Origin of the sequence: Paenibacillus hunanensis (assembly GCF_014645615.1) — a bacterium.
Taxonomy (GTDB): Bacteria; Bacillota; Bacilli; order Paenibacillales; family Paenibacillaceae; genus Saccharibacillus; species Saccharibacillus hunanensis.
This window is the reverse complement of the sequence record NZ_BMMB01000021.1, coordinates 23,763-34,241: the sequence shown is the minus strand read 5'-3', so window position 1 is coordinate 34,241 and position 10,479 is coordinate 23,763. Positions and strand designations below refer to the sequence as shown.

Genomic DNA, 10,479 nt, shown 5'->3' with positions numbered 1-10,479 from the left:
CTTAACAGAAATCGATCTTATCGCTACGGTCGCTCTCCGTGCGAGAGCGTGGATTGAAATTTGCGGGCCGTTTCTGAGAACGGTACAACAGCTAAGGGTGTCGCTCTCCGTGCGAGAGCGTGGATTGAAATAATATCCGACTTTTTAGCCGCAGCCATCTCCCCCATGTCGCTCTCCGTGCGAGAGCGTGGATTGAAATATCTGTGCATATAAGTCGGGGATCGCATTGGCTAGTCGCTCTCCGTGCGAGAGCGTGGATTGAAATAGTCAGCAACTGTTGATAATTGACGATAGACTGTAGTCGCTCTCCGTGCGAGAGCGTGGATTGAAATTTTTTACGAATACAATACGCACGCCAGATGACATAGTCGCTCTCCGTGCGAGAGCCTAGATCAAAATCCATGTACCTGTGCGTCTAAGAAGCGTAAATGCCATTACTCTCCCTAGAAAAATACATAAACCCCCCCCCTCACCTCTAAGCCACCTACAACTGATTTCCCTTCTCCTTATTCACAGAGATTGCCCCAGCGTCTCACATCCTTCCACCAATAGCGCACTTTCCCCGAGGCTTCTCCGTTCTATATTCCTCTACGCCAAAAACGGCTTCCTGCACAGGAAGCCGTTTTACTATACTACATCCTCACATCATACTCGCTTTATTACCACGTACAGCCCACACTCTATTAACATCTTAACTAATCCAGCTCGCCTACAACCCATCATCTGCTACCAATCACCAGCACGAGCTTACCCTCATCTCACCAGAAAAACCGCACCACTGCCATACACACAACCCCCACCACAACCGTCAACGACAAGCTTTTCGTCTTCAACGCGACCAGTAACGTCGGCACCAGCACAATCACCGCCGGCCATTCAATATGAAGCGTACCACTTTGCTTATCCAGCATACTCTCCACCACAAGTGCTGTAAAAATACATACCGGAATATACGATAGCCATTTCATAACTGCTTGTGGTAGCACCATATTACGTACTACAAAAAATGGAGCTACTCGCGGAATCATCGTCACGAGCGCACAGCCTACAATAATGATAAATACCGTCCAATTCACTGTCATCGCTCTGTCACCACCCCGATCGTTGCTACAATAACCGTTGCCAGAATAATGGCCAATTGCGTAGACACAACCAGTGACAATACGACCATCGCAATTACCATATACGCCATGAGCTTCAAGTAATGCTTGAGCTTCTCCGGTACGACATTACCCAGCTGCAATACCAGCAGCGCAATGAACATCGCTGTCAGCGCATAATCCAGTCCGAACATCTGTGGATCAGCGATCCAGTTGCCGAACAGCGTACCGAGTGTACAGGAGATCACCCATACGATATAGGCAGTCAGATTCAGTCCATGCATCCAGCGATTGCTGAGCGGTTTGCCTGATGCAAGGCGTGTCGCTGCCACTCCGAACGATTCATCTGTAACAAGTAAGCCTGTTCCGATATTATTCAATAACGAATATTTGCCAAAATGCGGTGCTAATGTCGCACTCAATAGGAAATTACGCAGGTTGACGATAAAAGTTGTCAGCACAATGGCCGATATCGGCGTATGCACGGCTAGCAGCGCACAAATAATAAATTGTGCTGCTCCGGCATATACGAGTAGCGACATCAATGCCATTTCCATAACACTCATGCCCGAGGCTGCGCCTACAACGCCAGCAGCCAGGCCGATACTAATATAACCGAGCAGTGTCGGTATACAATCCCGTACGCCCTCCCAAAAAGTCGGCGAGCTTGAAGCGGGTACTTCTGTGGTGCATTCCATCTGATGGGTCAACATCTAGTTTCCTCCTTTGATTTACCATTTGTCTGCGCTATCTATGCCTTTATATGAAAGGCAAGCGAGCTGACAGCTGGAAGCACTGCATGCACCTATACTGAACGTAGCGAAATGGAACAATTTGCATCCACATAACGAGAACAGATATGCTACAATGAATATAATTTTAATATAGTATACAAATATTCTTCATAACATACAATAGTCTGTTATATTAAATTTTTGAATAAAGGAGTCTGTGCATGGAACCTATTCAACAAATCATTGCCCGTAATCTGCTCAAATTGCGCAAAAGTCGCAATCTCACCCTGGAACAAACGTCCGAGCTAACCGGCGTGAGTAAAGCAATGCTTGCCCAGATCGAAAATGAAAAGTCCAATCCAACCGTGACCACCCTATGGAAGATTGCCAAAGGCTTTCAGGTCTCGTTTAGCATGTTCTTAAAAGAAGAAGAGCAGCCGATCCAGCAGGTGAATATTCGCGAGCTTGATCCTGTCGTGGATAGCGATGATCTGTACAAAGTATATAGCTTTTTCCCGTATCACCCGGAGAACAGATTCGAGCTGTACGTGGTTGATCTATTGCCTGGCTGCGAGCATCTTCCTAAAACGCATCCAGGTGAAGAATATTTGTTTGTCAAAGAAGGCTCGATGATCGTGGAAATCAACGGCAAGCCGTATCATGTATCGGATGGCGATGCACTGCATTTTTCCGGTACGATTCCGCATGGCTACTTCAATCCATCCTCTGAGAAAGCCAGCTATTTTATGATGATGTATTATCCAGAGGAAGGAAACGATGTGAACGTATAGCTGTTCGGATGAAGAAACACCCGATACGGAATCGCAACGATAGCAAGCATAAAAAAACCAGCGGTAAATGCACATTCTTTCCCTGTGCATCTACCGCTGGTTTGTATGTTAATCTATATGCTATAAACGATAGCCGTGCATTTCCAATCTCCCCATCAGCACCAACCATCCGAATGAGCATAACCACAGTACAGTAACAGCTTCGTTCAAAAAATCGATACCAGCTCCTGTGTATACGCATGTCGCTCCTGCTCGAACAGCTCATGTCGCAGACAACGATCCACAATCTGTCCCTCCTTCATGACCATGATCCGATCGCTTAACTGACAGACTGCCGCCAGATCATGTGAAATAAACAAATACGACAGTCCCAGCTCCTGCTTGAGCTGAGCCAGTAGCTGTAAAATCGCTGCCTGTGAGATCACATCCAGACTCGCGGTCGGTTCATCCAGCACAACGAGCTTAGGTTCAATACTGATCGCGCGTGCAATCGTGACGCGCTGACGCTGACCGCCACTTAACTGATGCGGATATCGATCCAGCAGAGCCGTAGGCAGCTCAACCGCCTCCATTAGCTGACGGGCAAACCGATCCTCCCGATCAGCACGAAAATAATTCAGATCGAGCTGATGGCGATACTCCCGATACGGATCGAGTAAAGACTGACGAATCGTCAGCTTCGGATTCAGCGCAGCCGTCGGATTTTGAAAGACGATCTGTATATGTCTGCGCTGCTGTCGTAGCTGGTGCTCGGATTGAGATTGTCCACCGAGCTCCTCACCTGCCAGCACGATGCGCCCTCGATCGGCTGACTCGATGCCAAGCAGACAACGAGCTAGCGTACTTTTACCACTACCACTTTCGCCAACCAGTCCGAGACATTCGCCCTGCTGTAGCTGGAACGATATATCGTCTAACGCCGTTACCCCTGTTTGTTCGGACGACTGCTTAAACCATCTTCCTAGCCAACCGAATCGTGCCCCTTCAACAGACTTAGCTTTTCTTTCATTTCGCCATCCAATATGACTAGGATAAGAATGATACGTTTTATACAAATGCTCTACCTGTAATACACTCATTGCGACTGTCCCTCCAATGCATGCAACGGCTCCAGACCCGAACGCAATGTCGGTTCCGGTCGCTCCAGCATCGGGGCAGCAGCGATCAATTGTCTGGTGTACGGATGACGTGGATGATCCAGCACACGATGACGGTTGCCACTCTCCACGACCTTCCCCTCCTTCATCACCGCAATTCGATCCGCATACCGACGCACATGCCGCCAATCATGCGTAATGAACAGAATCGCACAGCCTGTTTCCTGCTGCTTCTGACGGAGCAGTTCCAGAATACGATGACCGGATACACTATCCAGCGCAGTAGTCGCTTCATCGGCAATGACCAGACGTGGTGATAACAGCAGCGCTAACGCAATCGCAGCGCGTTGCAGCTGTCCTCCGCTCAATTGAAATGGATACCGATTCAGCAGCTCTACTGATAAGCTCATCGATTCCAGCGCCTGCTGACTTCGCTCCCTCCGTTGCTGACGATTCTTCTCTCCATGCACCTGCTGATATTCATCCATATGCTGAGCAATCGTGCGAAATGGCGTGAACGCTCCCTGATAATCCTGAAAAATATACGCAATCTCCTTCCCACGCAGCTTCCGCAGCTGACGGGCAGGTAGCGTCATTAGCTCCTGATCATTCCAGCGGATACTTCCACTTGCCCCTACTCCTGTAGGTAATAGTCCACTAATCGACTGGGATAACAGACTTTTTCCACTACCACTTTCCCCGACCAGTGCCATCCATTCTCCAGCACCTACCGATAGAGATACTTCCTCCACCAGCACACTCTCCCGACTGCGTATGGTCAGCTTGTTCAGCTCTAGCATCAGGACGGCACCTCCCTGCTCCAGTCGTCTTTTTTCACATCAAAGCGATCACGCAGCATATCGCCAAGCATATTCGCCAGCAATACCGTTATCACGATAGCAATGCCCGGGAATAACATCAGCTCTGGACGAGATTGAAAATAAGGACGTGCATCATTCAGCATCGCTCCCCATTCCGGCAAAGGTGGCTGTGTGCCCAATCCAATATACGAGAATGAGGAAATGAGCAAAATAATTTTGCCCAGATCAAGGCTTGCCATCACCAACACATGTCCAATCACATGCGGCAGGAGATGACGACGCATAATCGTACCGCTCGGTAACCCATTGGTACGTGCGATGCGAATATAATCTTTTTCAGCTTCGCCGAGCACAATGCTGCGCACAAGTCTTGCATAATTGACCCATTTGACTATAACGATCGCCATTACCAGATTGCCAATGCCTGCACCGAGTAACCCACTCAGCACAATCGCCACAATCGTATCTGGAAATGCTAGAAATCCATTCGATATCCGTACAAAGATACGATCTACCCAGCCACGACGATACCCTGCCAGTAATCCAAACGGGATACCGAGCAGCAATGCCGTACCAAGTGCCAGCAAGCTATACCCCAGCGTCTGCTGTCCACCGAGCAATAGACGAGTAAAAGTATCTCTGCCCAGATGATCCGTACCAAGCGGATGCTGCGGGCTCATACCTTGCAGCCGTTGACCCAGATCGGTTAATAACGGATCATGCTTTAAATAGAAAAATGCGTATCCACATGCGCATAGAACTACGGACAGCATAGCTACCAACACGATCGGTTGCAGACGGCGCATGGATAACGCTACCCGATGATGCTTCTTTACGATGTCCATTTCTTATCCACCTGCCTTCTGTTCCTTCAACCGCAGCTCTGGATTGAGGAAGCGGTAGGATAGATCAACCATCGTATTGACGACGAATACGATCACCGCCATCAGCAAAATATAGCCCTGAATGACCGGATAATCGCGCTGTCTGATCGAATCGACGATCAGCTTACCGATACCCGGATACGCAAATAGCACCTCGATCACGATTACGCCACCAATCAGACTGCCCAGACTCACACCGAACACTGTAATGACAGGCGGCAGGCTATGCCGAAACACATGCACACGGAAAATGCGCCATTCGCTGTATCCCCTCGCACGCGCTGCTCGCACAAATTCCTGACTCAGTGAATCGAGCAGACTGGAGCGCAGCAGACGTACATATACTCCTGAAATCGCCAGACCGAGTGTTAATGAGGGTAGTACCAGTGTAATCCAGCCATCTCGTCCCATCGTCGGTAACCATGCCCAGCGTACCCCAAGCCAATCGATAAGCAGCAGGCCTAGCCAGAAGCTAGGTACAGCTGCACCGATGATCGCCAACCCCCGGCTCACATGATCGATCCAGCGATCCCGATAGAGCGCAGATAAGGAGCCGAGCGGCAAGGCGATCACCAGCATCACAAGCAATCCACCACCAGCCAGCTCTAGCGTAGCCGGAAGACCGGAGATGATCATCTCCACCACAGGCTGTCCGGTCACAAAGGACTGTCCAAAGTCTAATCGCACCAGATCCCACAGCCACATCGCATATTGAAGTAATAGCGGCTGGTTAAAGCCTAGCTCCTCACGCAGCGCCTCTACCTGCTCACGACTAACAGACAGCTCATCCACGTTCAGAATCGTTAGCACCGGATCGCCCGGTGCCAGACGTATAAATAAAAAGCTAATCAGCGTGATGAACAGCACAAAGCCTGCTGTTTCCATCAGCTTACGAATGATAATACGAAGCATTACATCACATCCAGCTTATTCGTGATCATGTAGTATTCACTACGAGTCGTCACCCAGTTTTTCACCTTGTTTTCGTTATACGCTACAATCGTAGACGGAAATAACACAAACGCATTAATCACATTGTCATGCACATAATCCGCAGCCTGCTTCGCCAGCACTGACCGTTGCTTCGATTCAACTGTACGATTCAGCTTGTCGATGATCGCAGTCAGCTGATCATCATGCACACCGCTAAAGTTCAGCGCGCCCTTCGGATGATACGTAGCATTCAGATAATAGCCTGCATCGCCACGCGGTGCGGTCAGATTACTATATGTCGCCAGATCCCAATCGCGATTAGCCGCCATATATTCCTCTGGCGTATCAATCTGACGAATCTCTACAGCAATCCCAATTCGTCCCGCATCCGATTGGAATACCTGCGCGATGAGCGGCAGGTCTGCGCGTGCTGAGTAAGTGAGTAGTGTTAGCTTGAGCGGCTGTCCGTCCTTCTGCATCGTGCCATTGACAAGTGTATAGCCTGCTTTTTGCAAATATTGCTTGGCAACGTCTGCCCCACCCGTCTGCTGCTCATAGACCGGAGCAAACGGTAGCGATGGCAGAAACGGCCCTGTAGCCGGCTCGCCATAACCAAGTAAAATGCTATCTACAATCTCTTTGCGATCAATTAGCGCATCGACTGCCTTGCGCACATTCACGTCCTGTAATGCCAGACGCTGCATATTCATCGTCATCTGATGCACGCGGAAGGTAGAGGTCGCATCGACACGAATGCCATCCTGAGCATCCAGTGATGCCAGACTTTCAATCTCTGGACGATACACCACATCAACCTGACCTGACTTCAATGCCAGTGAGCGCGCATTGGCATCCTCATTAAAAGAAAACGTCACTCCATCCAGCGGAGATGCTCCATCCCAGTAACCGTCATAACGTTTAAGCTCCAGCCGACTTCCCGGTGTAAATGAACTTAAAGCAAAAGGCCCTGTCCCTACCGGCTTGTTCACGATATCGGTCTCACTCACATCAATAATCGACGTATTCGGATTGACCAGCTCGGATACGAATTCCGGAAATGGCTCGGTCGTCGTTATATGTAGCGTCTGTCCGTCTGCTTCAATCGTCTTGATTTTCAGTGCATTTTGTACGCCTGTGTTTTCCTTGAGTACGCGTTCTAACGAAGCTTTAACAGCAGCGCCAGTTAATGGCTTGCCATTTTGAAAGGTAATATCATCACGCAGATGAATCGTCCAGTGCTCACCATCATCGCCCTCCCAGCTTTTCGCGAGCCATGGTTCTACAGATAGCTTGTCTTCATCCAGTCGCACCAGTGTCTCAGTAATGCCAGCACGCAGTGGCACATAGCTAGAATCGGTATGCGGATCAAGCGAACGTGTCGAGAAGTTGTACAGAAAATGCACATGCTTCCCTTGCTGTGCATCAGCTGCTGATTGAGATGCAGGTGAACAAGCACCGAGCAGCATAACGAGAGCGAGCATGGCAGCCGTGACTATCCACGTATAACGTCGCTTGCTGGGAGTCGCTCCTATGGATTGTACGATCTGAATAGAGCGTGTGGAATCGTTCGTTATGCGTACACCATCCTTCCTCACCCGTGATTGTGGTGCGGTGCGACCAAGCATCGCTAACATCCTATGTATAGTATCTATAGCTTTATTTTTCTCCAGACGATTCATTGCGATATCTCTCCCCTATTTGAAATCTATCTCTGTTTTATTTCGTAACAATTACGATCTACATAATATCGTAAATATTACGATTTGACAACAAAAAAAGCAGTGTTCTGCTGAAGATAACAGAGCACTGCCGCTTTTTATGTTCGTATAGATATATGGAATATTCTCTTTTTGTTGTATGCGCGGAGAACGGGAATGATTAATGTTTTACACTTAATACGGATATTCTTTCGGTACAAACAGGGCTGCGATCAGATAGATCAGCAGGCTTGTTCCACTTGTTAGAAATACGCTGATGACAAACAGAATACGGAGCAGACTTGCGTCCCAGCCCATCATTTCTGCCAGACCACCGATTAATCCCGTCATCACCTTATCACGACTTGAACGATGCCATTTTCTCATGTTATGTCTCTCCTTTAATATAGTAGTATGTGCGGTATAACTGGTATTTCATTTGAATACAATTCTTTTGAATATTTCTCTATGGATGAATAAAAAGTACGCGAATGATCTCATCTGCATCTGTAGCTTCACATCATCTGTTGCGCGTATATGATATGCTTCATGCTCGTTTGGCTCTTCACTCCTGCACGTTCTCATGTGTGACCTGCTTATATATGTATCTTACGAAATCAAGCGCTCTACTCCAACCGTCGTTGGACGGTTTTGTAGCTTAGACTTTGGTCGGGGAAGCCTGCTAGACCTCACTTGTCGTAAGCTTTTCAAGGCTGTAGCAAGCCTGCAACCGATGCCGTTGAGAAGCGTACTATAAAATACGTTTACCATCCGTACCAGATTGGTAAATAGATAGTATCCGATATTATACGAATGGAGTGACAACGATGCTCTATATTTTAGCGATTTTCCTGCCGCCTGTTGCGGTATTGCTGTGCGGCAAGCCAGGTAAAGCCATTCTCAATCTCATTCTGACATTAATCGTATGGTTACCAGGTGTTGTTCATGCTTTTATCGTGATCAGTCAGACGGAGAACGAGAAGCGTAATCGTAAAATGCTAGAAGACGCCGGACGTTATCGCTAATGTATATCACGGTTAGCGGCAGATACAGCTAGCGAATTAACTAATACCATCAATCATCTCTCCATGCAAAAGAGAGTGATCCGTCTCTGTACTAGACGAATCACTCTCTTTTTTGGTGTGCTCCTTATGACTGCGACATAAGAAACACGATTTAGATTTACATTACCATACCGTTACATTCGAGCTACCACTGCTCTGATAGCCTTCTGTTGCCATGACCTGGTACGACCATTTGCTACCCAGGTTCATGCCATGGCTTGCCCATGCTTTGACGTGGTTGCTAAATGTAATAGTGGAGTTGGTGCCGATTGGACGCTTCGTCTGGCGAACACTCCAGTATTGAACGAATGTCGAGCTATTGCCCTCGATCGATGGTGCATTGTAGCGCATCGTTGTATAGATATCGTAGGTGCCGCCATCGCTCGTTACCGTCCCTTTGTATGTACCTGTTGGACGGTACGTACCCCAGCTATCGACAACATAATACTCGATCAGCGAATTTTGCGTCCATCCGTACAATGTCAGATAGCCATTGCCCTGCGGTGCGAATTGGCCTGCATTGTAATTAATAACACGGTTTGGCGAACCTACTGTCCAGCCTTTACCTACAACAAAGTTACCTGTATTTTGCCAGTTTACACTGTAGTTACCGCCAGAACCGTTCACTGCGTTGACCGTTCCGCCACCATCGGTCCAGTTTTGCCAGTAATCAGTTGCTGCACTGGAAGTAGCTGCGAACAGACTGGAACCCATCGTTACGGCGAGTAATGTTGTCATCAATTTCTTTTTAAATTTGAACATCGTATACCTCCTGAAATGGGATGATGATGAATAAACATCTAAAGCCATACTCATGCTGCATCACGACTGCGATCCGTTTCATACCCCGGTTATCCTTATATTCAGTGAGAACTTCAGCGACATCAAGCTGTAAGCGCGTATCTGTGCTGAGTGATTCCTTTTATCGTATCTGTAAATTTACGATACTCATAATTGGAAAATAATCCCTCACCTCCATTTCAAATTATAATGTGCAAATAAAGGAAGCACAATTTATAAATTAAAGGTGTTTACCTTCCATTTCCCAGTTTTTTGTATACGCTTACATTATTGGAAAAGCCTGATTCTACTGGTTTTTCAGCAACACAAAATACACCTGCTCAGCAGATGTATTTCCCGTGCAATAATAACGATGTGAGTCGGAAGGAATCTTAATTAGGGCGTTGAAGTCATGTAATCAGTAGATCATTAGTAGGTAACGTGTTTCGCAGATGCCTGAGCCGATTCCTTGTTCAATTGGATTATACTTTCGTATAGGATTCTGGTATATGCTTCCATGCAAACGATGGAGTAATGAATGAACACGTTAGCAGATTCACTTCAAACAATAGCCTCGA

At 47.7% G+C, this 10,479-nt stretch carries 11 protein-coding genes and 1 CRISPR repeat array; of the genes, 2 read left to right on the top strand and 9 right to left on the bottom strand.

The features are described from left to right. Positions 1-28: 28 nt before the first annotated feature. A CRISPR array of direct repeats spans positions 29-399; the repeat unit is 32 nt; unit sequence GTCGCTCTCCGTGCGAGAGCGTGGATTGAAAT. A gap of 359 nt (positions 400-758) precedes the next feature. Further along, complete coding sequence (locus IEX62_RS22860) at positions 759-1,082, bottom strand: AzlD domain-containing protein (RefSeq protein WP_188778655.1); 324 nt, start codon at positions 1,080-1,082, stop codon at positions 759-761. Further along, positions 1,079-1,813, bottom strand: coding sequence for an AzlC family ABC transporter permease (locus IEX62_RS22855; RefSeq protein WP_188778653.1), 735 nt, complete (start codon positions 1,811-1,813; stop codon positions 1,079-1,081). Before IEX62_RS22855 ends, IEX62_RS22860 begins: the two co-directional genes overlap by 4 nt. 242 nt (positions 1,814-2,055) lie before the next feature. Here IEX62_RS22855 and IEX62_RS22850 point away from each other — a divergent pair, with 242 nt between their 5' ends. After that, positions 2,056-2,625, top strand: coding sequence for a helix-turn-helix domain-containing protein (locus tag IEX62_RS22850; RefSeq protein ID WP_188778651.1), 570 nt, complete (start codon positions 2,056-2,058; stop codon positions 2,623-2,625). A gap of 206 nt (positions 2,626-2,831) precedes the next feature. Here IEX62_RS22850 and IEX62_RS22845 read toward each other — a convergent pair whose 3' ends face one another. From IEX62_RS22845 to IEX62_RS22820, 6 genes are all read right to left on the bottom strand, one after another. Then, positions 2,832-3,704, bottom strand: a complete 873-nt coding sequence (locus tag IEX62_RS22845) for an ABC transporter ATP-binding protein (RefSeq protein WP_188778649.1) — start codon at positions 3,702-3,704, stop codon at positions 2,832-2,834. After that, the gene (locus tag IEX62_RS22840; RefSeq protein ID WP_308422668.1) at positions 3,701-4,522 is read right to left on the bottom strand and encodes an ATP-binding cassette domain-containing protein; all 822 of its coding nucleotides are present in this window, start codon (positions 4,520-4,522) and stop codon (positions 3,701-3,703) included. Before IEX62_RS22840 ends, IEX62_RS22845 begins: the two co-directional genes overlap by 4 nt. Continuing rightward, positions 4,522-5,349, bottom strand: coding sequence for a nickel transporter permease (nikC, locus tag IEX62_RS22835; RefSeq protein WP_373289187.1), 828 nt, complete (start codon positions 5,347-5,349; stop codon positions 4,522-4,524). Before nikC ends, IEX62_RS22840 begins: the two co-directional genes overlap by 1 nt. 42 nt (positions 5,350-5,391) lie before the next feature. Beyond that, positions 5,392-6,339, bottom strand: coding sequence for a nickel ABC transporter permease (gene nikB / locus IEX62_RS22830; RefSeq protein ID WP_188778645.1), 948 nt, complete (start codon positions 6,337-6,339; stop codon positions 5,392-5,394). After that, positions 6,339-7,826, bottom strand: a complete 1,488-nt coding sequence (nikA, locus tag IEX62_RS22825) for a nickel ABC transporter substrate-binding protein (protein ID WP_229686040.1) — start codon at positions 7,824-7,826, stop codon at positions 6,339-6,341. Before nikA ends, nikB begins: the two co-directional genes overlap by 1 nt. Before the next feature lie 426 nt (positions 7,827-8,252). Continuing rightward, entirely contained in the window at positions 8,253-8,444 is a 192-nt protein-coding gene (locus IEX62_RS22820; protein ID WP_188778643.1) for a PspC domain-containing protein, read from the bottom strand. 440 nt (positions 8,445-8,884) lie between these two features. Between IEX62_RS22820 and IEX62_RS22815 the strand changes: the two genes are divergently transcribed. After that, positions 8,885-9,082, top strand: coding sequence for a YqaE/Pmp3 family membrane protein (locus IEX62_RS22815; protein ID WP_188778641.1), 198 nt, complete (start codon positions 8,885-8,887; stop codon positions 9,080-9,082). Between the two features lie 162 nt (positions 9,083-9,244). Here IEX62_RS22815 and xynA read toward each other — a convergent pair whose 3' ends face one another. Then, positions 9,245-9,883 (bottom strand): endo-1,4-beta-xylanase XynA, encoded by a 639-nt coding sequence (gene xynA / locus IEX62_RS22810; protein WP_188778639.1) that lies wholly within the window; start codon positions 9,881-9,883, stop codon positions 9,245-9,247. Between the last annotated feature and the right edge of the window lie 596 nt (positions 9,884-10,479).

Coding starts and splice junctions, on each gene's coding strand:
- IEX62_RS22860 (WP_188778655.1), bottom strand. CDS start 1,082: ATGACAGTGAATTGGACGGTATTTATCATTATTGTAGGCTGTGCGCTC.
- IEX62_RS22855 (WP_188778653.1), bottom strand. CDS start 1,813: ATGTTGACCCATCAGATGGAATGCACCACAGAAGTACCCGCTTCAAGC.
- IEX62_RS22850 (WP_188778651.1), top strand. CDS start 2,056: ATGGAACCTATTCAACAAATCATTGCCCGTAATCTGCTCAAATTGCGC.
- IEX62_RS22845 (WP_188778649.1), bottom strand. CDS start 3,704: ATGAGTGTATTACAGGTAGAGCATTTGTATAAAACGTATCATTCTTAT.
- IEX62_RS22840 (WP_308422668.1), bottom strand. CDS start 4,522: ATGCTAGAGCTGAACAAGCTGACCATACGCAGTCGGGAGAGTGTGCTG.
- nikC (WP_373289187.1), bottom strand. CDS start 5,349: ATGCGCCGTCTGCAACCGATCGTGTTGGTAGCTATGCTGTCCGTAGTT.
- nikB (WP_188778645.1), bottom strand. CDS start 6,339: ATGCTTCGTATTATCATTCGTAAGCTGATGGAAACAGCAGGCTTTGTG.
- nikA (WP_229686040.1), bottom strand. CDS start 7,826: ATGCTGCTCGGTGCTTGTTCACCTGCATCTCAATCAGCAGCTGATGCA.
- IEX62_RS22820 (WP_188778643.1), bottom strand. CDS start 8,444: ATGAGAAAATGGCATCGTTCAAGTCGTGATAAGGTGATGACGGGATTA.
- IEX62_RS22815 (WP_188778641.1), top strand. CDS start 8,885: ATGCTCTATATTTTAGCGATTTTCCTGCCGCCTGTTGCGGTATTGCTG.
- xynA (WP_188778639.1), bottom strand. CDS start 9,883: ATGTTCAAATTTAAAAAGAAATTGATGACAACATTACTCGCCGTAACG.